The organism is Phaeobacter sp. HS011 (assembly GCF_018101215.1).
Taxonomy (GTDB): Bacteria; Pseudomonadota; Alphaproteobacteria; order Rhodobacterales; family Rhodobacteraceae; genus Phaeobacter; species Phaeobacter inhibens.
Genome location: NZ_JAGEUF010000003.1, coordinates 1 through 21,546, shown reverse-complemented (window position 1 = coordinate 21,546; position 21,546 = coordinate 1). Strand labels below are relative to the sequence as shown.

The 21,546-nt window shown below is 61.3% G+C and carries 20 protein-coding genes; 10 read left to right on the top strand and 10 right to left on the bottom strand.

What is annotated here, in order from left to right; translation table 11 throughout:
* Positions 1-17: 17 nt before the first annotated feature.
* The 8 genes from J4721_RS06095 (at position 18) to J4721_RS06060 (ending at position 7,360) form a co-directional block, all read left to right on the top strand.
* Positions 18-827 carry a glutamate racemase gene (locus tag J4721_RS06095; protein WP_014874806.1) on the top strand — a complete coding sequence of 270 codons (810 nt, stop codon included), beginning with the start codon at positions 18-20 and terminating at the stop codon, positions 825-827.
* Positions 828-958: 131 nt separating this feature from the next.
* Positions 959-1,987, top strand: coding sequence for an N-acetyl-gamma-glutamyl-phosphate reductase (gene argC, locus J4721_RS06090; RefSeq protein ID WP_061049474.1), 1,029 nt, complete (start codon positions 959-961; stop codon positions 1,985-1,987).
* Positions 1,988-2,054: 67 nt separating this feature from the next.
* Entirely contained in the window at positions 2,055-2,498 is a 444-nt protein-coding gene (ccmE, locus tag J4721_RS06085) for a cytochrome c maturation protein CcmE (RefSeq protein ID WP_211002481.1), read from the top strand.
* A gap of 122 nt (positions 2,499-2,620) precedes the next feature.
* The gene (locus J4721_RS06080) at positions 2,621-3,232 is read left to right on the top strand and encodes a holin-associated N-acetylmuramidase (RefSeq protein ID WP_102876704.1); all 612 of its coding nucleotides are present in this window, start codon (positions 2,621-2,623) and stop codon (positions 3,230-3,232) included.
* On the top strand, positions 3,223-3,834 hold the full coding sequence (locus tag J4721_RS06075; RefSeq protein WP_211002482.1) for a holin family protein: 612 nt from the start codon (positions 3,223-3,225) through the stop codon (positions 3,832-3,834). Before J4721_RS06080 ends, J4721_RS06075 begins: the two co-directional genes overlap by 10 nt.
* Before the next feature lie 106 nt (positions 3,835-3,940).
* Positions 3,941-5,905 (top strand): heme lyase CcmF/NrfE family subunit, encoded by a 1,965-nt coding sequence (locus J4721_RS06070; RefSeq protein ID WP_211002483.1) that lies wholly within the window; start codon positions 3,941-3,943, stop codon positions 5,903-5,905.
* Positions 5,902-6,396, top strand: a complete 495-nt coding sequence (locus J4721_RS06065; RefSeq protein ID WP_211002484.1) for a cytochrome c-type biogenesis protein — start codon at positions 5,902-5,904, stop codon at positions 6,394-6,396. The genes J4721_RS06070 and J4721_RS06065 overlap by 4 nt, the downstream gene beginning before the upstream one ends.
* 187 nt (positions 6,397-6,583) lie before the next feature.
* Positions 6,584-7,360 carry an enoyl-CoA hydratase-related protein gene (locus tag J4721_RS06060; protein WP_211002485.1) on the top strand — a complete coding sequence of 259 codons (777 nt, stop codon included), beginning with the start codon at positions 6,584-6,586 and terminating at the stop codon, positions 7,358-7,360.
* Between the two features lie 151 nt (positions 7,361-7,511).
* On the opposite strand, the gene J4721_RS06055 is transcribed toward J4721_RS06060, so the two are convergent.
* The 3 genes from J4721_RS06055 to gltX form a co-directional block, all read right to left on the bottom strand.
* Positions 7,512-8,402 (bottom strand): calcium-binding protein, encoded by an 891-nt coding sequence (locus J4721_RS06055; RefSeq protein WP_247655951.1) that lies wholly within the window; start codon positions 8,400-8,402, stop codon positions 7,512-7,514.
* A 336-nt stretch (positions 8,403-8,738) separates the two neighbouring features.
* Positions 8,739-10,034, bottom strand: a complete 1,296-nt coding sequence (gltA, locus tag J4721_RS06050; RefSeq protein WP_014874797.1) for a citrate synthase — start codon at positions 10,032-10,034, stop codon at positions 8,739-8,741.
* Between the two features lie 126 nt (positions 10,035-10,160).
* Positions 10,161-11,561: a glutamate--tRNA ligase gene (gltX, locus tag J4721_RS06045; RefSeq protein WP_211002487.1), complete on the bottom strand. Its 1,401-nt coding sequence runs from the start codon at positions 11,559-11,561 to the stop codon at positions 10,161-10,163.
* A 79-nt stretch (positions 11,562-11,640) separates the two neighbouring features.
* Between gltX and J4721_RS06040 the strand changes: the two genes are divergently transcribed.
* The gene (locus tag J4721_RS06040) at positions 11,641-13,710 is read left to right on the top strand and encodes a ComEC/Rec2 family competence protein (RefSeq protein ID WP_211002488.1); all 2,070 of its coding nucleotides are present in this window, start codon (positions 11,641-11,643) and stop codon (positions 13,708-13,710) included.
* A gap of 316 nt (positions 13,711-14,026) precedes the next feature.
* On the opposite strand, the gene lexA is transcribed toward J4721_RS06040, so the two are convergent.
* The 7 genes from lexA to J4721_RS06005 all read right to left on the bottom strand — a co-directional run bounded on the left by lexA (position 14,027) and on the right by J4721_RS06005 (position 19,576).
* On the bottom strand, positions 14,027-14,710 hold the full coding sequence (gene lexA / locus J4721_RS06035) for a transcriptional repressor LexA (protein WP_027247240.1): 684 nt from the start codon (positions 14,708-14,710) through the stop codon (positions 14,027-14,029).
* 139 nt (positions 14,711-14,849) lie between these two features.
* Entirely contained in the window at positions 14,850-16,022 is a 1,173-nt protein-coding gene (glp, locus tag J4721_RS06030; RefSeq protein WP_211002489.1) for a gephyrin-like molybdotransferase Glp, read from the bottom strand.
* Entirely contained in the window at positions 16,023-16,493 is a 471-nt protein-coding gene (gene moaC / locus J4721_RS06025; protein ID WP_211002490.1) for a cyclic pyranopterin monophosphate synthase MoaC, read from the bottom strand.
* Positions 16,493-17,305, bottom strand: coding sequence for an indole-3-glycerol phosphate synthase TrpC (gene trpC, locus J4721_RS06020; protein WP_014874791.1), 813 nt, complete (start codon positions 17,303-17,305; stop codon positions 16,493-16,495). The genes moaC and trpC overlap by 1 nt, the downstream gene beginning before the upstream one ends.
* 14 nt (positions 17,306-17,319) lie before the next feature.
* Positions 17,320-17,973, bottom strand: coding sequence for a uracil-DNA glycosylase (locus tag J4721_RS06015; protein WP_102874187.1), 654 nt, complete (start codon positions 17,971-17,973; stop codon positions 17,320-17,322).
* A complete protein-coding gene (gene trpD, locus J4721_RS06010) occupies positions 17,970-18,998 on the bottom strand; it encodes an anthranilate phosphoribosyltransferase (protein WP_102854691.1) in 1,029 nt (342 codons plus the stop codon). Before trpD ends, J4721_RS06015 begins: the two co-directional genes overlap by 4 nt.
* Positions 18,995-19,576, bottom strand: coding sequence for an aminodeoxychorismate/anthranilate synthase component II (locus J4721_RS06005; protein WP_211002499.1), 582 nt, complete (start codon positions 19,574-19,576; stop codon positions 18,995-18,997). Before J4721_RS06005 ends, trpD begins: the two co-directional genes overlap by 4 nt.
* A 198-nt stretch (positions 19,577-19,774) precedes the next feature.
* Between J4721_RS06005 and J4721_RS06000 the strand changes: the two genes are divergently transcribed.
* Positions 19,775-21,448 (top strand): divergent polysaccharide deacteylase family protein, encoded by a 1,674-nt coding sequence (locus tag J4721_RS06000; protein ID WP_211002491.1) that lies wholly within the window; start codon positions 19,775-19,777, stop codon positions 21,446-21,448.
* Positions 21,449-21,546 lie beyond the last annotated feature (98 nt).

Genomic DNA, 21,546 nt, shown 5'->3' with positions numbered 1-21,546 from the left:
CACAGCGAGAGAGACAGATGGCTGTAGGTATCTTTGATTCCGGCCTTGGCGGGCTGACCGTGCTGAATGCCGTGCAAGAGCGGCTCCCGGATGTGGACTTCCTCTACTACGGAGATAACGCGCATGCACCCTATGGCGTGCGCGATGCCGAAGATATTTATCAACTGACCAAGGCGGCGGTTGAGGACATGTGGTCCAAGGGCTGCAATCTTGTGGTCCTGGCCTGCAATACCGCTTCTGCTGCCGCACTGCGCCGCATGCAAGAGGACGGTCTGCCCGAGGGTAAGCGGGTGCTGGGTGTCTTTGTCCCGCTGATTGAGGCGCTGACCGAACGCCAATGGGGCGACAATTCCCCGCCGCGCGAGGTGGCTGTCAAACATGTGGCCCTGTTCGCGACACCCGCCACCGTCTCCAGCCGGGCATTCCAACGCGAACTGGCGTTCCGCGCCATTGGTGTAGACGTCGAGGCGCAGGCCTGTGGCGGTGTGGTAGACGCCATCGAAGACGGGGACATGATCCTCGCCGAGGCGCTGGTGCGCAGCCATGTAGATGCGCTGAAGCGCAAGATGCCAGAGCCGCAGGCCGCGATCCTTGGCTGTACCCATTATCCGCTGATGGAAGAGATCTTTCAGGCCGCACTGGGCGCTGATGTGCAGGTGTTTAGTCAGGGCAGATTGGTTGCCGATAGTCTGGCCGATTACCTTGAGCGTCACCCGCAGATGATGGGTCAGGGGCAGGGTGGGTTCTACACCACCGGCGTACCGGCCCGTGTCAGCGACCGCGCCACGCAGTTCTTGCGACGAGAGATGATCTTTCAGGCGGCCTGACCGATATTGGTGCAGCAGCTTCACGCGTGAAGTTTGATCTGCGACAATTCCTCCAGTGCCGTTATCAGCTATTGCTGCCGCGTCCCTGATGCGGTGTCTCGGTTCTACCCCAGTCACGAAAGAGGTCCCTGATGACCCATAAAGTAGCTATTCTTGGCGCCTCCGGTTACACCGGCGCTGAACTGGTGCGGTTGATTTCCCAGCACCCCACGATTGAGATCGCGGCACTGTCCGCAGAACGTAAGGCCGGTATGACCATGGCCCAGGTGTTCCCGCATCTGCGCCATCTGGAGCTGCCGGTGCTGTGCAAGATTGGTGAGATTGATTTCACCGGTATCGACCTGTGTTTCTGTGCCCTGCCGCATAAGACCAGCCAGGAGGTTATCGCGGCGTTGCCGCAGGATTTGAAGATCGTCGACCTGTCTGCGGACTTCCGGCTGCGTGATCCGGATGAGTATGAAAAATGGTATGGCAACCCACACGCGGCCCTGGCCCAGCAGAAAGAGGCGGTCTATGGCCTTAGCGAGTTTTACCGCGAGGAAATCAAATCCGCGCGTCTGGTGGCGGGCACTGGCTGCAACGCCGCCACGGGCCAGTTTGCCCTGCGTCCGCTGATCGCATCCGGGGTGATTGATCTTGATGACATTATTCTGGATCTGAAATGCGCGGTCTCCGGCGCGGGTCGCAGTCTCAAGGAAAACCTGCTGCACGCTGAGCTGAGCGAGGGCTATCACGGCTATGCCGTTGGCGGCACCCATCGGCATCTGGGCGAGTTTGATCAGGAATTCAGCAAGATTGCCGGTCGCCCGGTCAAGGTACAGTTTACCCCGCATCTGGTGCCTGCCAATCGCGGGATTCTTGCCACCGTCTATGTGAAAGGCGATGCGCAAACGATCCATCAGACCCTTGCGACGGCCTATGCGGATGAGCCGTTTATCGAGCTGCTGCCGTTTGGCGAGGCGCCCTCAACCCGGCATATCCGTGGCTCGAACTTCTGCCACATCGGGGTAGCGGCGGACCGGATTGAAGGCCGTGCCATCGTCATCGCCGCATTGGATAACCTGACAAAAGGTAGCAGCGGTCAGGCCTTGCAGAACGCCAACCTGATGTTAGGTGAGGAAGAGACTACGGGGCTGATGATGGCCCCGCTGTTCCCCTGATCGGCTTTGGTCTGGCGCAACACGCGCCGGACCCACTCCCAGCCGGACCCACACCGAAGAGGCCCCGATGAAGTCACTGAAGAAACAGCGCCGTATCCAGATCATCGCACTCACCACTGTGGCATTGGTGGTGGCCACGGCGCTGATCGGCTATGCCATGCGGGACGGCATCAACTTCTTCCGCTCGCCCAGCCAGGTGATGGAACAGCCGCCAGCGGCCAGTGAGGTGTTTCGCATCGGCGGTCTGGTGGAGGAAGGCAGCATCATGCGCGGACAGGGGGAAACCGTCCGCTTTGTTGTGACAGATGGCGGGGCGTCGGTCCCGGTGGCTTACACTGGGGTTCTGCCCGATCTCTTTTCTGAAAACCAGGGTATGGTCGGGACCGGTCGATACATTAACGGTACCTTTGAAGCCTCTGAAATTCTTGCCAAACATGATGAAACCTATATGCCGAAAGAGGTTATGGACGCGCTGAAAGAGCAGGGCGTTTATCAGGAACCCGATACCTAAATTTCGCCCCTGTAACAGGGCGCACCCTGAGGGGTGTTGCGCCCTCAGCGCGCGCTCAGGTCCGGGTGCGCTCATTCTTTGTTGTCATGCTGATGTCCCGAACCAACCAAAGGGACAGGCACATGCAAGACATTAAAGCCATTGCTCACGAAATCGTCGCCCGCGAAGGTGGCTATGTTGATGACCCGGATGATCCGGGCGGGGCGACGAACCACGGGGTGACGCTTGGCACCTTGCAACGGTTTGATATGGACCTGACCGGTGACGGACGCATCGACAGGGCAGATGTGGCGGCGGTCAGCGTGGAACACGCGGCTGAGCTCTATATCCGGCACTACTTCAACACCCCCCGGATCGCCGCATTGCCAGAGGTCCTGCACCCGTCGGTCTTCGATATGTATGTCAACGCCGGCGCCAATGCGGTGCGGATCCTGCAACGGCTGTTGGTGCAGATGGGATATCAGGTTGCTGTAGATGGTCGGATCGGTCCGCAAACCGCGGGCGCGGCCCGTAAGGCGGCCAAGATTGGGCGGGTTGCGCTGCGCGATGCCTATGGCGTGGCCCGGCGCAACTATTACTTTCGCATCGCAGATCGCCGTCCCGCCAGCCGCAAATACGCCCGCACCCGCAAAGGCGGCAAGGGGGGCTGGATCCTGCGGGCCGAGAGCTTCGTCTCGCCGCAGTACCATCTGAGTGAGGCCGAGTTTCAGGCGCGGGTGGCGGCATGGGGTTGATCGCAGATGTGCTGCGCGGGCTGTTCGGGCGGGAGCGCAATGTGGTTGCCGAAACACTGGAGGTATTTCGCGAAAACGCGGAAGCCGGCGCGATACGGGATCACACCAGCCGGGCGGACGCGTTGGCGCAGTTTACAGCAGAATTCGCCCGTAGTCAGACAGGGCTCGGCCCCGTCAGCCGGTTTGATCGCTGGATGGATGGGGTGAACCGCCTGCCACGGCCCTTGCTGGCGCTGTCAACGCTGGCGCTTCTGGGCTCGGCGATGGTGGATCCCTTGTGGTTCGCCGCCCGGATGCAGGGGTTGGCGCTGGTGCCAGAGCCGTTGTGGTGGTTGCTGGGGGTCATTGTCTCGTTTTACTTTGGCGCGCGTCAGCAGTTGAAAAGTCAGGGGTTCCAACGCGAGATTGCCGCCAGCCTGGCCCAGGCCCCCGCTGTGGCAGCGAATGTCTCCCGGATCAATGACTTGCGCGCGTCTGGACCTGATGCGCCTGTGATGGCTACCCCTTCCGAAAGAGATCATGATCAGGGTGTAACCATCGATAACAAAAAGGAAAATCCAGCACTGGAAGAATGGCTTAAACGATCCGGGGCGGGCAAGTGAACGGCTTGCACCGGCCGCTTTCAGGCGCGCGTGGGCGGGGACACTGCGGCGTGAAGACGCGCCGATTGCGATTGGCGGCCTTGTCGGATCGGCCTATAGATAGGCTATGATTACAGAACTCGGTCACTTCGCCCTCATCCTCGCATTTGTGATTGCCATCGTGCAGATGGTGGTGCCGCTGGTCGGCGCGCATTTCCGCTGGCCCGGCTGGATGTCAGTTGCGGAACCTGCGGCACAGGCGCAGTTCTTCTTTACCGGCTTCGCCTTCATGGCGTTGATGTGGGCGTTCATCACCTCCGACTTCTCGCTGCGGCTGGTGGCGCTGAACAGTCATTCCGCCAAGCCGATGCTTTACAAAATCTCAGGCACCTGGGGCAATCACGAAGGCTCGATGCTGCTCTGGGTGCTGATTGTCAGCCTGTTCGGGGCGGTTGCATCGGTGTTTGGCAACGGCTTGCCGCCGACGCTAAAGGCACGGGTGCTGGCAGTGCAGGCCTCTATCGGGGTCGCGTTCTTTGCCTTCATCCTGTTTACCTCCAACCCGTTTCTGCGCCTTGCGGTGCCGCCGTTTGACGGGCAGGGGCTGAACCCACTGTTGCAGGATCCGGGCCTCGCGTTTCATCCGCCATTTCTCTACCTCGGCTATGTCGGCCTCAGCATGGCGTTTTCCTTTGCTGTTGCTGCGCTGATTGAGGGCCGTGTGGATGCTGCCTGGGGGCGCTGGGTGCGGCCCTGGACATTGGCGGCCTGGATCTTCCTCACCATTGGTATCGCGCTGGGGTCGTGGTGGGCCTATTACGAGCTAGGCTGGGGCGGGTTCTGGTTCTGGGATCCGGTTGAAAACGCCTCCTTCATGCCGTGGTTGCTGGCGGCGGCACTGCTGCATTCCGCCATCGTCGTGGAAAAACGCGAAGCGTTGAAAAGCTGGACCATCCTGCTGGCGATCCTTGCCTTTGGTTTCTCCCTGATCGGCACATTTATCGTGCGCTCCGGGCTGTTGACCTCGGTTCATGCCTTTGCCAACGACCCGGAGCGGGGCGTGTTTATCCTGTATATTCTGGCGTTTTTCACCGGTGGCGCGCTGCTGTTGTTTGCGCTGCGCGCACAGGCGATGCAGGCCAAGGGTGTCTTTGGTCTGGTGAGCCGCGAAACCGCGCTGGTGGCCAATAACATCCTCTTGGCGGTGAGCTGCTTTGTCGTCTTCTTTGGCACGCTGTGGCCGGTGGTGGCTGAAATGGCCTTTGACCGCAAGCTGAGTGTGGGTCCGCCGTTCTTCAACGCGGCCTTCACCCCCTTCATGGTGGTGCTGGGTGCGATCCTGCCGGTGGGCGCGATGCTGCCGTGGAAACGCGGCCTTCTGGGACGCACGGCCTGGCGGCTGCGCTTTGTCTTTGCCTTGGCTGTTGCTCTTGGGGTGCTGGCCTGGGCGATGCAGACCGGCCGGTCTGGGCTGGGGCCGATTGGGCTGTTTATTGGCGTCTGGGTGGTTGTCGGGGCTATTGCTGACCTGTGGCTGCGGGGCAGCGCGACCGGTCGCTGGCAGCGTCTGCTGCGCCTGCCGCGCGCCGACTGGGGCAAGGCGCTGGCCCACGCGGGGCTGGGGGTCACGATCTTTGCCATTGCCGGGCTGACCGCCTGGCAGGACGAAGACATTCGGGTCGCCGAGGTCAACCGTCCCTTCAACGTCGGCGCCTATACGCTGGAGTTGCAGAATGTGCGCCGGGTTCAGGGACCCAACTACCTCAGCACGATGGCGGATATTGAGGTGACACGGGCCGGGCGTTTCGTAGCGTTGTTGAACCCGGAAAAGCGGGACTACCCGGTTTCGCGCATGCCCACCACCGAGGCGGCGATCGATTACCGGTTCCTGCGGGATCTCTATGTAGTGATCGGCGACCAGCAGGCCAATGGCGGCTGGACGGTGCGGACCTATATCAAACCGCTGGCCAATTGGATCTGGGGCGGTTGTCTGTTGATGGCGCTAGGTGGGTTGCTGAGCCTGACAGATCGGCGGTTCCGTGTTGCAGCTGGGGCACGTCGCACCCCGCATGAAGGAGTGCCTGCGGAATGATACGTTTGTTTCTTGCCCGGCTGTTGCTGTCGTTGACGCTGCTGGCTCCGATGGTTGTCGTCGGGACCCCGGCGCTGGCGGTTGAACCTGACGAAATTCTTGATGATCCGGTTCTGGAAGGCCGCGCGCGCGATCTGTCCAAAGATCTGCGCTGTCTGGTGTGCCGCAATGAGAATATCGACGAAAGCAACGCCGACCTGGCCCGTGATCTGCGCCTTCTTGTGCGCGAGCGTCTGGTTGCCGGTGACAGCAATGATGAGGCGATGGATTTCATCGTGGAGCGCTATGGCGAATATGTGCTGCTCAGTCCTCGGGCAAGTGGTGCCAACTGGCTGCTTTACGCGGCTGGCCCGCTGATGCTGGTTCTGGCGCTGATACTGGCTGGGGGCTATATCCGCACCCGCAGCCGCACCCCGAGCGCGGAGGATCCCGGTGCCGAGGGGCTCAGCGCGCAGGAGCGGGCGCAATTGGATCGCATCCTGAAAGACTGACTGCACAGATGTCAGCATATTCCGATGTAGCGGGCCTCGGATCGGGTGGGCTACAACCCCTCCGACATACAGTGACAGGGGCGCACCGTCTGGGTGGTTTTGCAGCCCGGGGTTACGCGGCGTTTGCCTTTTCCTGCGGGCTTGCATAGGCAAGTCTGCGAAAAACCTTTAACCACGAGGCCCTTTGATGGATTACCAGGAAATTCTGTTCTCGCTGGAAGACGGCTTGGCCGTTGTGACGCTGAACCGCCCCGCCAAGATGAACGCCTTGACCGGTCTGACGCGGGCGGAAATCACCCATGCGATGCAGCGCGCCGGCAAAGAGGCCCGTGCCGTGGTTCTGACGGGGTCCGGCGTGTCATTCTGCTCAGGTCAGGATCTGTCCGATGCGGCAAGCCAGGGCAAGCTGGATCTGGAGCGCACGCTGCGGGATGAATACACCCCGATGCTGGAGGCGATCTACAACTGCCCGGTGCCGACCATTGCCGCTGTAAACGGCCCGGCTGCGGGCGCGGGCGCCAATCTGGCGCTGGCCGCAGATGTGGTGATTGCAACGGAGAGCGCCTATTTCATGCAGGCCTTTGCCCGTATTGGCCTGATGCCGGACGCCGGGGGGACCTGGTTCATGCCGCGTCAGATGGGCATGGCAAAGGCGATGGGGGCCGCGCTGTTTGCAGACAAGATTTCCGCCAAACAGGCGAGCGATTGGGGCATGATCTGGGAGGCCATTTCCGACGCCGAGTTCGACGCCCATTGGCGCGCACGCGCGGCTTATCTGGCCTCCGGTCCGACCCGTGCCTTTGGCGCGATCAAGACGGCCATCCGCGATGGCTATGGCAACAGCCTGCCGGAGCAGCTGTCCGAAGAGGCACATCTGCAAGGCCAGTGCGGCAAAACCCGCGATTTCATGGAAGGAGTCACCGCCTTCATGGAAAAACGCCCGGCGAAGTTTGAGGGCCGCTGAGCCGCCGCGATCTGCGTCTGACTATTGATCAGTGAAAATATAAAAACCCGCCCTTCCGCTATGCGGTCGGGCGGGTTTCTTTTTGCGGCATTCGTACTGGCTATACCGGGGCGGGCCAGATCAATTGATCCCACCCCAGCGGAGTTATCTATCAGCCGCTGCGGGCAACCAGAGCGACATGCTCGGCCAGGTTAAAGGTGGTACCGGCGTTGATCAGGCGTACCACCTCCTCGCCATTGGCGACCAGGAAGGCATCGGTGCCGCCATCATCGTTGGCGCGGGTGACCACGTCCAGCTCTGGCTCGTCTTCGTTTTCGTCGTAGTAGTAGACCACCCGGTCATCATCCGCCGTGAAATCGGTGATGGTCGCCTGTTCATCCTCGGTCAGCCAGGCTCCGGTTTCGAAGCTGTCGTTGCCGCTGCCACCGGTCACCGTATCGTTGAGACCAAAGAGCACGGAATCGTCACCAGCACCGGCGTTGATGGTATCGCCTGCAGCGTCCTGATCGGCCGTGTAGTCAAAGTTCAGCAGGGCGTTGACCTCGGCTGCGGAGGTCGGCGTCTCACGGCCCTGAACGATGTCTTCATAGGCGCCTTCGTCCAGAATGCCTGCGGCGATGATCAGGTCATTGCCCTGACCGCCGACCAGATGATCTGCGCCGCGGGTGTCGATCAGGGTGTCATCCCCAGCGTTACCGCGCATGAAGTCATCGCCATTGCCGCCGACCATCGTATCGTCGCCGTCTCCGCCAAAGACGTTGTCATCTGCCGAGCCACCGTCCAGCCGGTCGTCGCCTGCGCCGCCTTCGATCGTATCGGGACCGCCGCGTGCGTCGATATTGTCGTCACCAGCGCCGCCAAGCAGGTTTTCACTGCCGGTTGTGCCAAACAGCAGGTCGGCGCCGTCGGTGCCCTCGACAACGGTTTCGGTGTTGTCTTCGTTACCGCTTTCGTTGGCGCCGGAGTCTGCGCTGTCGGAATCGTCGGAATCATTGATGATCACGCCAGCCAGCAGGCCAACCCCAAGCAATGTCATGAGCATAAGCACGGTGCGTCTCCCGTTAAGGTTTAATTAGCAATTGGCGACATGCCTATGCAGGAGGTCGAATTTCGTCAATCGAAACCCGCTCTAATTGAGTAAAATGCGATGAAAGGGGTTAACCAGGTTTCCGGATTGGAAACATCAGCGGGCTATCCTTTTGATTGTCGCACTCACCGAAAGACGTAGGTCTGCAATCGAAAGGTGTATTTCTCGATTTGGGCACGGCAGGTCCATCGTGCCTTCATCGTGTCGGCTGAGACCATGAAAAAACCCTGCCTCCGGGAAGGCAGGGTTTGCATTTTTCTGTCACCGATGATGCGGCGAAGTAGCCTGTGATCAGCGGCTTTCGATATCGATGTAGTCGCGGGCAGTTTCGCCGAGGTAGAGCTGACGCGGGCGACCGATTTTGTTCTGTGGATCCGCGATCATTTCTTTCCACTGCGAGATCCAGCCGACGGTGCGCGACAGCGCAAAGATCGGTGTGAACATCGAAGTCGGGAAGCCCATCGCCTCAAGGATGATGCCGGAATAGAAATCCACGTTCGGGAACAGTTTCTTCTCGATGAAATACTCATCGTTGAGCGCAGTGCGCTCCAGTTCCTTGGCGACCTGCAGGAGGGGGTTGTTTTCAACACCCAAGAGTTCCAGCACTTCGTCGGCGGATTGTTTCAGCACCTTGGCGCGCGGGTCGGTGTTCTTGTAGACCCGGTGGCCAAAGCCCATCAGGCGGAACGGATCGTTCTTGTCCTTGGCGCGCTCGATGAACTCAGGGATACGGTCAACCGAGCCGATTTCCTTCAGCATCTCCAGGCAGGCCTGGTTGGCGCCGCCGTGGGCCGGACCCCAGAGGCAGGCGATGCCAGCCGCGATACAGGCAAACGGGTTGGCACCGGAAGAGGACGCCAGACGCACGGTCGAGGTCGAGGCGTTTTGCTCATGATCGGCATGCAGGATGAAGATGCGGTCCATCGCGCGGGCGAGGATCGGATCGACATGGTATTCTTCTGCCGGAACCGAGAAGCACATGTGCAGGAAGTTTGCCGCGTAATCGAGATCGTTGCGCGGATACACGAAGGGCTGGCCGATCGAATACTTATAAGCCATCGCAGCAATGGTGGGCAGTTTTGCGATCAAACGGATCGCGGCCACTTCGCGCTGCCAGGGGTCATTGATGTCGGTGGAATCGTGGTAGAAGGCCGACATTGCACCAACAACACCCACCAGGGTTGCCATCGGATGCGCGTCGCGGCGGAAGCCACGGAAGAAGTTGTGCATCTGTTCATGCACCATGGTGTGACGGGTCACACGGGTCTCGAAATCTTCCAGCTGGGCTGCGGTCGGCAGCTCACCATAGAGCAGCAGGTAGCAAACTTCGAGGTGGTGCGATTTGGATGCCAGCTGGTCAATCGGGTAGCCGCGGTGCAGCAGTTCGCCTTTGCCACCATCGATATAGGTGATGGTGCTGTCACAGCTCGCGGTGGAGGTGAAGCCGGGATCATAGGTAAACACACCGGCCTGGCCGTAGAGCTTGCGGATATCCAGAACATCGGGCCCGGTCGTCGGCGAGAAAATGGGAAGCTCGTAAGTTTCGCCATTCAGGCTGAGCTGGGCGGTCTTCTTTGTATCGGTCATAGATGTCCCTTCCTGATACAGGCACGAAAGCGGGGGAGGCCCCCGCCTTGTGCAGGCAGCACCTGCACGGCAATCGCGCAGGTGAGGTCATAGCGGTACCGACTTACCCAGCAGTTAACGACAGGGTTAGCCAGCAACGTCGGAGAGTCGGGCCAGTGTTTCGTCCCGGCCCAGAATCAGCATCATGTCGAAAACTGAAGGGGTTACCGCACGACCAGCCAGCGCCGCCCGCAAGGGGCCCGCCAGTTTGCCGAACTTGGTATCCTGTGCTTCTGCGAATGCGTTCAGAAGCGCCTCCAGATCGTCTCGGGACCAGCTAGCATTTTGCAGCTGCGGCGTCAATTCACTCAGTATACCGTCGGATACAGATGCAAGGGCTTTTGCGGCCTTCTGATCTGGCTCAATCGGTCGTGAAGCCAGAATAAAATGAGCTTTTTCAAGCAGCTCAGGGAATGTCTTGGCGCGATCCTTGAGGCAATACATCGCACGTTCAAGATCGTTTGACTGAACGTCATTTAACTGTGGCTTGCCAGCCGCAGCCAGATAGGCCTGCAGCTCATTCCGCAGCGCAGCATCATCGCTGATGGCGATATGCTGGCCGCAGAGGTTTTCCAGCTTCTTGGTGTCAAACCGTGCGGGGCTTTTGCCGATGCCGTCGAGATCAAACCAGTCACGCGCCTGCGCATCGGTGAAAAACTCATCATCGCCATGGCTCCAGCCCAAACGGGCCAGGTAGTTGCGCATCCCGGCAGCAGGATAGCCCATCGCCTGATACTCCTGCGCGCCCAAGGCGCCATGGCGTTTCGAGAGTTTCTTGCCGTCCGCCCCGTGGATCAGCGGGATATGCGCCCAGACCGGCACATCCCAGCCCATCGCCTCATAGATCATCATCTGACGCGCAGCGTTGTTGAGGTGATCATCACCCCGAATGACATGGGTGACGCCCATATCGTGATCATCCACGACAACTGCCAGCATATAGACAGGCGTCCCGTCTGAGCGCAGCAGGACCATATCATCGAGCTGCGCGTTCTTGATCGTGACATCGCCCTGAACCTCGTCGCGGATCACGGTGGTGCCGTCCTGCGGGGCCTTGATGCGGATCACATAAGGTGCATCGGGATGGCTGCTGTCATCGGCATCGCGCCAAGGGGAGCGGTAGAGGGTCGATTTCCCCTCCGCCTTTGCCTGATCACGGAAGGCCGCGATTTCTTCCTGTGTGGCAAAGCACTTGTAGGCCTTGCCAGCCTCAAACAGTTCACGGGCAACGGCTGCGTGACGTTCGGCGCCTTCGAACTGGCTGACAACCTCACCGTCGTGATCCAGGCCGAGCCAGGCCATGCCCTGTAGGATCGCGGCCGTCGCCTCCGGGTTGGAGCGCTCGCGGTCGGTGTCTTCGATCCGCAACAGGAATTTGCCGCCACGGCCACGGGCATAGAGCCAGTTGAACAGTGCGGTGCGCGCACCACCGATATGCAGATAGCCGGTGGGCGAGGGGGCGAAACGGGTGACGACCGGTTTGGACATGGGGGTGATTTACCTTTTGGAAACCATGGAAGGGCTAGTTTTGTCGCCTGTCTACCGAGCCAGAAGGCAAGGAGCAAGCATGCGCGCCCTGGGCGTCCTTGATGGTCTGTTGCAATCCCAGCGCGGGGATCTCTTTCCCTGGGTGCCGGTCTTGTTCGGGATTGGCATCGGGCTGTTTTTCTCACTTAAGTTTGAGCCGGAACCGGCGCATTATCTTTGGGGCGCTGGGATTGCCTGCGTCGCGCTGGCACTGCTGTGGCGCGGCGACCGGCAGGATACTGTGGTCTTTCTGGGCTGGACGGTGCTGCTGATTGCTCTTGGGTTTGCAGCCGCCGGGATGCGCGCACATGCGGTTGGCGCGCCGGTGCTTCAGCACCGCAGCTATGGCGCGGTGGAAGGGCGGGTGATTGCCATCGATCGCTCTGCCCGTGACCGGTTGCGGATCACGCTGGATCAGCTCTTTCTTGACCGGATCGCGCCAGATCAGACCCCGGCGCGGGTACGGCTGTCGCTGCCGGAGGGGGCACGGGTTCCGCGCATTGGCGATCGGGTGATGACCACGGCCCATTTGATGCCACCGCAGGGTCCTGTTGAACCTCATGGGTTTGATTTCCGACGACATGCCTGGTTTCAACAGCTCGGCGCGGTGGGGTACACCCGTGTGCCCGTACTGATCATCAACCGCAGCCCGCATGATCTGCCGGTCGAGCAATTGCGCCAGCGGCTCTCCACCGGTATCCGTTCGCAAATGCCGGTGGCGACGGGCGGATTTGCGTCGGCCATTACCACCGGGGATCGTTCTGCGATCCCCCAGGTGGCGCTAGAGGCGTTGCGTGCCAGTAACCTCGCGCATTTGTTGGCAATTTCCGGGCTGCATATGGGGCTTCTGGCCGGCGTTGTCTTTGGCGGGCTGCGGCTGTTATTGGCGCTTGCGCCAGCCGCAGCGCAACGTGTCGACACCAAGAAACTGGCGGCGGTTGGCGCCTTGCTTGCGGCCAGCGCTTATCTGCTGCTGTCCGGGATGCAGGTTGCCAGCACACGCGCGTATATCATGGTGGCGATGATGCTGGGGGCAGTGCTGCTGGATCGGCGGGCGTTGTCCCTGCGCGCGGTGGCTTTGGCTGCCATGGTGATCCTGGTCTTGCGCCCGGAAAGCCTGCTCAGCCCGGGTTTTCAGATGAGTTTTGCCGCCACCACCGCCTTGATCGTGGTGTTTGGCGGCCTGCGAGACCGGCTGACCCCAACCGGCCCGCGCTGGCTGCGGATGGCGGCGGGTGTTGTGCTGTCCTCGCTGATAGCGGGAGTAGCGACCGCGCCATTTGGGGCCGCACATTTCAATATGATCTCGCATTACGGATTGCTGGCCAATGTCCTGGCTGTGCCTGTAATGGGCGCGCTGGTGGTGCCAGCTGCGGTTCTGTCGCTTTGTCTGGCACCTGTGGGGGCGTCATGGGTTGGTCTTGCACTGATGGATCTGGGGATCGGCTGGATCCTGTTTGTTGCCAATTGGGTCGCCGCTCTCGATGGGGCACAAGGGGCGGTGCCGATGCCGCCTGCGCTGGTCTTGCCGCTGGTGGCTTTAGGGGGGCTGCTGCTTGGCCTTTGGCGGGGGCGGTTGCGCCTTCTTGGTGTGCCGGTGCTATTGGGGGCCGCGCTGATATGGCATGGCAGCCCGCGCCCCGACGTTCTGGTAGCGCCAAATGGCGGTATCGTCGGGGTCCTGACGGCGGAGGGACGGGCACTGTCGCGTGCCAAGGGGCATGGGTATGCGGCAGAGCGTTGGGCGGAGAATGACGGGAGTTTACGGACGCAGGCAGAGGGCGCGCAGCTATGGCAGCTGGTTGCCGGTCCGGAGGCGCCCGGTAAATCGGTCACGGCATATCTGGCTGCGACGGATCAGCGGCTGATCCATGTGATCGGCAAGGCAGCGGCCGAGGCACTGACCGTATGTGCAGCCGATGAGGTAGTCATTAGCGCCAAGTCAGTGGCGCCGGTCGGGGACTGCCTGGTGTTTGATGCAGACGCGCTGCATCGTCTGGGGAGCGTGCAGATGGATGCGGCGGGGCGCTGGATTTCGGTGCGGGATGTGGTTGGGGCGCGGCTGTGGAGCCAAGGTTCGGTGCGGTCACGATCATATCAATTGCAATAGTCCAACGACGATCGAGGCCTGCGATGATCGGAGAGAGCCCCATCCTCGATTTGGCTCATCCAACCTTAAGGTGCTGATACGCTATCTGCATGGAGGTTACGTCGGGCTGCGTCTGGCCGATGTATGATCGCGCAGCACCGAGTGGGCCCAGCGATGCTGTCCGAACACCATCAAGATATAAGCCGAAACACAGGCTGCGTATCGGTCGATTTTTGTCGCTTTGCCCGTATTGTCTTGCCCGTGCCAGCTTGTCCCTATCGAAGCGCTCGGACTGATCCATGCGCTTGTCCTTGGATATTTCCGCCCGCGACGCTGGTCAGTAGGTTCGGATGAGGCCGACGAGGCGGCCCTGTACCTTTACCTGATCCTGCGGGTACCGGCGGGTTTCATAGGCAGGGTTGGCGGCCTCCAGCGCGATGGTGCTGCCCTTACGATAGATGCGTTTCAGTGTGGCTTCCTGCCCCTCGACCAGCGCAACCACCACGTCGCCGTTGTCTGCCACAGCTGTTTCCCGGATCACGACGATATCGCCGTCGTTGATCCCGGCCTCAATCATGGAGTCTCCGCGCACCTCCAATGCGAAATGTTGCCCCTGGGCGGAGAGCATGGAGGCAGGGACTGCGACCTGATGGGATACCTGATTGATGGCCTCAATCGGGACACCGGCAGCGATGCGTCCCATGACCGGCAGTTCCATCGCGGCGATCATGGCGGGCGCCGACACCTGATTGGCGGGGCCCGGGGCAGCAGGTGCCGCCTCAGCCGCTTGCGCGGTGTTTCCAAGGCTGTCCGGCAGGCGGATAATCTCAATCGCGCGGGCCCTGTGGGCAAGACGGCGAATGAATCCCCGCTCCTCCAGCGCGGTGATCAGCCGGTGGATGCCGGATTTTGAGCGCAAATCCAGAGCCACCTTCATCTCGTCGAAGCTGGGGGGGACACCATCCTGCTGCAGGCGTGTGTTGATGAAATCCAGCAAATCCAATTGCTTCTTCGTCAGCATGACATCCCTCTCAACCGCTCAATGTTTCTCTTTGTTCTACGCATGTTCTCGTTTTGTGTCAACGGTGCCTGGCGTAAAACCTTTCATATTCAGCGGAATTGACGGTGAATTGTTGGCAAAGTGAAAGCGGAGTATGGTGTCAGATAACAATGTAGGAGAGTGGCTCACCCTTACTCCGATAGGGATCATGCGGCGGTCGGATGGCGAGAGCATTGGCCTCTGACAAAAGTGTCAGCCGCGCGCTGTCTTGATCGTCGAAGACATGCAGATCGCCGCCGCTCAACCTGGCGCGCATATAGTGCGTCCGCGGTCCGTTTGCAGGCAGCTCATGAGCCAAATTCGCCGTCGATGGCTGGTGATCCATAGCGGGCAACCCCTGCATCACACGCAGCATGGGCAACAGGAAGACATGCCCGCAAACCATTGCCGAAACAGGGTTTCCCGGCAATCCGACCATCGCGGAACGGCCCAGGGTTCCGGCCATCAGCGGTTTCCCCGGACGCATGGCCACCTTGTAGAAGGCGCGGGACATGCCCAGCCCTTCGGTCACTCCGGCAACCAGATCGTGATCCCCAACCGAGGCCCCGCCAATGGTGACGATCAGGTCAGCGTTCTGCGCTAGGTCCAGTGCCATGCGCAGGCTGCTTTCGGTGTCGCGGGCAATGGGCAGAATCCGGGACTCGGCGCCGGCAGCGGCCAGCATTGCGTCCAGCCCGAAAGTATTGGAGGCGATGATCTGATCCGTGCCGGGGCTTTCGCCGGGCATAACCAGCTCATCCCCGGTGGAGATCAGCGCCACCGTTGGTTTTCGGCGCACGGGTACCTCGGCGATATTCATCGCCGCAAGCAGGGCAATGTCTGCTGGCGTCAGGACACGCGGCGCATCAACTGTGGTGCCAATCTGGAAATCACCGCCTTTTGCGCGAATATTATGGCCGGGTCCGGGATGATCTGTGATGGTCAGCAGAGATCCGGTAACGCTGGTATCTTCCTGAATAACAACGAAATCAGCGCCATCAGGCACTGGCGCTCCGGTGAAGATCCGCACCGCCTGACCGGGTCCGACACGCCCCTCAAACCCATGGCCGGCAGCGCTTTCTCCGATAACTTTGAACATCGCATCCCGCTCTACCTCTGCCGCTTTCATTGCGTAGCCGTCCATGGCGGAGGCGGCAAAGGGAGGCTGGTCGCGGTTGGCGGACACCGGCTCCGCAAGCACGCGACCGGCAGCGACGCGCAGGGGAACGGTCTCCACTTCAAGCGGTGCCACCAGATCAAGCAGCGTGTTCAATGCGTCAGAAACTGAGATCATTTAGGCCTCGTATCGTCCTGATTTTCCGCCATCTTTCAATGTTACACGGATGCCACCGATTTCCATCGCCTTGTCGACGGCCTTGGCCATGTCATAGACCGTAAGCGCGGCAGTGGAGACAGCGGTCAGCGCCTCCATTTCGACCCCGGTCTGGCCGGTGGTTTTCACGGTGGCCGCGACGCGCACGCCGGGCAGGTCGGGGTCAAGGGTCAGATCCACGGCGACCTTAGTCACGGGGAGCGGATGGCAGAGTGGGATCAGATCCGGTGTCTTCTTGGCGCCCATGATCCCTGCGAGCCGCGCCACCGACAGGACATCGCCCTTCTTTGCGCGACCTTCTGCAATAATATCAAAGGTTTCGCGCGCCATGGTGATGTGGCCTTCGGCGGTGGCGATCCGCGAGGTCACTGCCTTGTTCGAGACATCGACCATATGGGCGTCGCCGCTGCTGTTGAAGTGGGTAAGGGACATCACATTGCCCCCGGCATCAGCGGGTTAGCAAGAATATCACGGGTCGCGGCGGCGACGTCATCCTGGCGCATCAGGCTTTCACCGATGAGGAAACTACGCGCGCCATAGCGGGCCATGTCGGAGAGATCCTGTGGTGTGGAAAGCGCGCTTTCACAGACGATGGTCCGGTCGGCAGGAACCAGACGGGACAGGGTACGGGTAGTGTCCAATGTGGTCTCAAAGGTCTTGAGATTGCGATTGTTGATGCCAAGAAGGGGCGATTTCAGCTTGCAGGCGCGATGCAGCTCTTCCTCGTCATGGACCTCCAGCAGCACGTCCATATTCCAATCAGCGGCGGCGGCTTCCAGCTCAGCCGCCTGTGTGTCGGAAACGGAGGCAAGAATGATCAGGATGCAATCGGCACCAAGCGCGCGCGCCTCGGCGACCTGATAGGGATCATACATGAAATCCTTGCGCAGGGCCGGGAGGGCACAGGCCTCGCGTGCCTCCGTCAGAAAGGATTTCGCGCCCTGAAAACTGGGGGTATCGGTCAGCACGGAAAGGCAGGTTGCACCACCGGCCTCATAGGCCCGGGCGAGGTCTGCGGGGTGAAAATCTTCCCGGATCAACCCTTTGGAAGGGCTGGCTTTCTTGATTTCGGCAATCAGTCCGTAGCCATCGCGGCTGGCCTGCATCAGCGCCTTGGCAAAGCCACGCACCGGGCTGGCATCACGGGCTTCGGCCTCAACCGCTTCGAGGGGTTTGGCTGCCTTGTCGGCGGCGATCTCTTCCAGCTTGTAGGCCTTGATCTTGTCCAGCACTGTTTCAGTCATCTTGACGCCTCCCGTCACGCGTTCCAGTCAATTGTTGGCTGACCCTGCTCAGCAAGCCAGCGGTTCACCGTCGAAAAGGGGCGCGAGCCAAAAAAGCCGCGACGCGCAGACAGTGGTGAGGGGTGCGCGGTCCTCAGGATAAGGTGATCACCCGGTTGGATATATTTTTCAAGCCCTTGGGCCTGTTTCCCCCAGAGAATATAGGCCGTCGGGCGCTGACTGGTCAGGCTGAGGACCTCATGCGCCAGCTGCTGCCAGCCAAGGTTTTTGTGGCCGTTGGCATCGCCTGCGGGAACTGACAACACGGTATTGAGCAGCAGAACCCCCTGACGCGCCCAGCCGCGCAGGTCGCCTGTTTTGCGTTCGACACCAAGATCACCGTGCAACTCTTTGAAAATGTTATTCAAAGAACGCGGCAGCGGGCGCACATCAGGTGCCACTGAAAACGCCAGGCCATGGGCATGACCCGGTGTTGGATAGGGGTCCTGACCCAGAATAACCACGCGGGTTGCCTCTGACGGGGTCAGAGAGAGGGCGGCAAGGCGCTGATCCGCTGGCGGAAGAATGTCGCGCGGATCCTCGGCCACGGCCTCAGCAATGGCCGGGTAGCGTTCTGCGAAAAACGGCAGCTTGGACCAGCCGCCAAGATCCGACAGGTCCGGGGTCATGTGGCGGCGGCAGCCGTGGTGATGCGGGCGAGAGCTTCGATCTTCTCGCGTGCCGCACCGCTATCGATGCTCGCGCGGGCCATCTCTGCGCCGGTTTTCAAATCGCTTGCAGCCCCTGCCACCACCAGCGCCGCGGCAGAATTCAACAGCACAGCATCGCGGTAGGCTGATGCCTCGCCCGACAACAGTGCCGCAAAGGCCTTGGCGTTTTCTTCCGGGGTGCCGCCGACGATCGCCTCAAACGGATGCACGGGCAGGCCTGCGTCTTCGGGGTGGATTTCCATCTCAGTGACACTGCCACCTGGGTTCAGCGCGGCGACCCAGCTGACGCCGGTGATGGTCAGCTCATCCGTGCCGTCAGAGCCATGGACCAGCCAGGCCTGCTCGGATCCCAGCTGGCCAAGGGTTTCGGCCATCGGACGGATCAGATCACGGCTAAACGCGCCGGTGAGTTGTCGTTTGACGCCGGCAGGGTTGGTGAGCGGGCCGAGGATGTTGAAGATCGTGCGCGTGCCGAGTTCCTGCCGGGTGGGCATCACATGGGCAATGGCGGGGTGGTGCATCGGCGCCATCATGAAGCAGATACCTGCCTCGCGCAGCGCATGTTCGGCCACTTTCGGACCGACCATGACATTGATCCCCATCTGACCCAAGGCATCGGCTGCGCCGGATTTCGACGACAGGTTGCGGTTGCCGTGTTTTGCAACAACGGTTCCGGCCCCGGCCACGACAAAGGCGGTTGCGGTGGAGATGTTCAGCGTGCCCTTGCCATCGCCACCGGTGCCGACGATGTCCATTGCGCCCGCAGGCGCTACAACGGGGTTGCATTTGGCGCGCATCACGGCCGCCGCCGCCGCGTATTCATCTACGGTTTCGCCGCGGGTACGTAGCGCCATGAGCAGGCCACCCATCTGGCTCGGCGTGGCGTTGCCTTCAAACAGCTGGGTGAAGGCGGCCTCTGCTTCCTCCCGGCTAAGGGCGCGCTCCGCAGCGGCATCGATCAGCGGCTTCATTGCATTGCTCATGCGGGCACCTTCATCACGTTGAGGAAGTTCTTCAGCAGCGCGTGGCCGTGTTCGGAGGCGATGGATTCCGGGTGAAACTGCACACCGTGGATCGGAAGCATCTTGTGCTGAAGGCCCATAATGGTGCCGTCTTCCAGCTCGGCAGTGATCTGAAGGCTGTCAGGCAGGCTGTCGCGGTCCACAATCAATGAGTGATAGCGTGTCGCCTCAAACGGTGAGGGCAACCCGGCAAAAAGACCTGTATCGGTGTGATGCATGGTGCCCATTTTGCCGTGGACGATATCCTTGCAGCGCACAACATTGCCGCCAAAGGCCTGACCGATGGTCTGATGGCCAAGGCAGACGCCAAGCAGCGGTGTCTGGGTCTCAGCCGCTGCCTCGGTCAGGGCGAGGCATATACCGGCCTGATCCGGATCGCAGGGCCCGGGCGACAACAGAATGCCGGCCGGGTTCATCGCCATGGCCTCCTGCACATTCAGCGCGTCGTTGCGGTGGACCTGAACGTCAGCGCCCAGTTCCCCCAGATAATGCACGAGGTTGTAGGTAAAGGAGTCGTAGTTGTCGATCAGCAGCAGCATAGTCGCGGGCTCGTTTAAGGGCTGGCGGGCCGGGGCCGCGCCGCAGTATAGTGGTCGCAACATACATGTTCAGGGTTGCGCGGCAGCGTCAAGAGCACATCACCAACAGCAGGCGGGCCAAGCGTGCGCGACAGCTTTGGTGTGGCCTGGCCAACAGAATGCGACCGGTTCCAGAAGGCAACGAGAGGCAGGACAGAGATGCGAGGGTTTCTTGGAGGCGTGAGTTTCGGGGCCTTGGTGGCCGCAGGCGGCGCCGTGGTGTGGTCGCTGTCGGTGCCCTTGCCCAAATCGGTTGAGGTCAGCGTGGCCGAACCTGCCCGCAGTGAAGTGCAGGCCCCGGCGGCGGACACTCCGGTTGAAAGCGCTGGAAGCGATCCCGACCTGGTGGAAACGCCCCCAGCGGCGCTGGATCCGCAGGTGGTCGGTGATGATCTGGCCGCACTTGCGGATGCCGATACCGATCCCGCCAGCCGCCCCGACGTTGGCACCGAGCTGGGCAGCGGGGATCGCGCCGCGCCCGGTGGCGTCGGCGCACCGGCAATTGATGTGGCGCGGGATGCACCTGTCACCCCGGTTGAGGCACTGCCGGCACCCAATGCCCCCAGTCAGGAGCAGCGTCTTGTAGTGGTGTCCGAACCGGCGCAGCCACCTGTGCCGCAGACTACGAACGAAGCGCCGTCCCGACTGACGACAGCGCCGGATCAACCCTCTTCCGATCAGCCGGCGCAGGACCAGTCCACGCCGTCGGCCGAGGTTGATGGTGGCGGTGATGAGGCCTCAGCAATCGCCAGCCTTCCGGTTCCGGATGTGGCAACCGGTAGTCCGGCACTCAGCGGGGCAGACGCCGGGGGGGATCAAGGACCAGCGTTGGGTGCAGTACCCGGCCCGACGGCGATTCCTGTGGTGCCGGGACTGGGACAGGCCGGCCCGACGGAGGTGGGTACGCAGCCTGCCACAAATTCCAGACAGGTTGACGGGGCTCAACCCGAGACGACAGGCGAAGATGCAAGCGAAGACGCTGGGGCGCGGCGGATTGCGGATCTGCCAACAACCAAGCCCACGACAGAGCCGGACAGCGCAGTGGATGAAGCCGAGAGCCGCCCACGGATTGGGACCCCGGTCCGCCCTCTGACCGAGAGGGATCAGGCCAATGCTCCGGCGGTCGGCAGTCAGACCAGCGCTCAGCAGGATGGGGTGCCATTTGAACGCAACGCCGAAGCCTTCACACCGGAAGCGGACCGCGCCCTTATGTCGATTGTTCTGATCGATGATGCCGACGCGATAGGCGCTGAGGCCTTGCAGGATTTCCCTTATCCGCTGAGTTTTGCGCTGGACCCACAGGATCCCGAGGCGGCAGCGAAGATGGCGCGCCACCGCGCTGCCGGTTTTGAGGTGATGCTGATCGCCGATCTGCCCCGCGATGCCGCTCCGCAGGATGCTGAGACGGCGTTGCAGGTCTGGCTGGAAAGTTTGCCAGAGGCCGTCGCGGTGTTGGAAGGGGTGAATACCGGGTTTCAGGGCAACCGCCCACTGGCCGATCAGATGGCCACCGCGCTTGGCGCGATGGGCTACGGGATGGTGACGCAGGATGCCGGGCTCAATACCGTACAGAAACTGGCCCTGCGCGAAGGCGTACCCGCCGGGGTGGTGTTCCGCGATTTTGACGGCGCCGGGCAGGATCCCCGCGCGATCCGGCGCTTTCTGGATCAGGCTGCGTTTCGCGCCGGGCAGGAGGGCGCGGTGATTATGCTGGGCCGGGTTCAGCCGGATACGATTTCAGCGCTGTTGATCTGGGGCCTTCAGGATCGTGCCAACCGGGTGGCGCTTGCGCCGGTGTCGGCCTCTCTGCGTGCGAAGTTGCAGGCGGAATAATCGGGACGGTCAATTGGGACGGGCGACTGACCTTTATAAACAAAAGCGCCGCGCCAAAAGGAGCGGCGCGGTTTGTGGCGTCGGGCGGGGTATTTTTT

Coding starts and splice junctions, on each gene's coding strand:
- J4721_RS06095 (WP_014874806.1), top strand. CDS start 18: ATGGCTGTAGGTATCTTTGATTCCGGCCTTGGCGGGCTGACCGTGCTG.
- argC (WP_061049474.1), top strand. CDS start 959: ATGACCCATAAAGTAGCTATTCTTGGCGCCTCCGGTTACACCGGCGCT.
- ccmE (WP_211002481.1), top strand. CDS start 2,055: ATGAAGTCACTGAAGAAACAGCGCCGTATCCAGATCATCGCACTCACC.
- J4721_RS06080 (WP_102876704.1), top strand. CDS start 2,621: ATGCAAGACATTAAAGCCATTGCTCACGAAATCGTCGCCCGCGAAGGT.
- J4721_RS06075 (WP_211002482.1), top strand. CDS start 3,223: ATGGGGTTGATCGCAGATGTGCTGCGCGGGCTGTTCGGGCGGGAGCGC.
- J4721_RS06070 (WP_211002483.1), top strand. CDS start 3,941: ATGATTACAGAACTCGGTCACTTCGCCCTCATCCTCGCATTTGTGATT.
- J4721_RS06065 (WP_211002484.1), top strand. CDS start 5,902: ATGATACGTTTGTTTCTTGCCCGGCTGTTGCTGTCGTTGACGCTGCTG.
- J4721_RS06060 (WP_211002485.1), top strand. CDS start 6,584: ATGGATTACCAGGAAATTCTGTTCTCGCTGGAAGACGGCTTGGCCGTT.
- J4721_RS06055 (WP_247655951.1), bottom strand. CDS start 8,402: ATGCTCATGACATTGCTTGGGGTTGGCCTGCTGGCTGGCGTGATCATC.
- gltA (WP_014874797.1), bottom strand. CDS start 10,034: ATGACCGATACAAAGAAGACCGCCCAGCTCAGCCTGAATGGCGAAACT.
- gltX (WP_211002487.1), bottom strand. CDS start 11,561: ATGTCCAAACCGGTCGTCACCCGTTTCGCCCCCTCGCCCACCGGCTAT.
- J4721_RS06040 (WP_211002488.1), top strand. CDS start 11,641: ATGCGCGCCCTGGGCGTCCTTGATGGTCTGTTGCAATCCCAGCGCGGG.
- lexA (WP_027247240.1), bottom strand. CDS start 14,710: ATGCTGACGAAGAAGCAATTGGATTTGCTGGATTTCATCAACACACGC.
- glp (WP_211002489.1), bottom strand. CDS start 16,022: ATGATCTCAGTTTCTGACGCATTGAACACGCTGCTTGATCTGGTGGCA.
- moaC (WP_211002490.1), bottom strand. CDS start 16,493: ATGTCCCTTACCCACTTCAACAGCAGCGGCGACGCCCATATGGTCGAT.
- trpC (WP_014874791.1), bottom strand. CDS start 17,305: ATGACTGAAACAGTGCTGGACAAGATCAAGGCCTACAAGCTGGAAGAG.
- J4721_RS06015 (WP_102874187.1), bottom strand. CDS start 17,973: ATGACCCCGGACCTGTCGGATCTTGGCGGCTGGTCCAAGCTGCCGTTT.
- trpD (WP_102854691.1), bottom strand. CDS start 18,998: ATGAGCAATGCAATGAAGCCGCTGATCGATGCCGCTGCGGAGCGCGCC.
- J4721_RS06005 (WP_211002499.1), bottom strand. CDS start 19,576: ATGCTGCTGCTGATCGACAACTACGACTCCTTTACCTACAACCTCGTG.
- J4721_RS06000 (WP_211002491.1), top strand. CDS start 19,775: ATGCGAGGGTTTCTTGGAGGCGTGAGTTTCGGGGCCTTGGTGGCCGCA.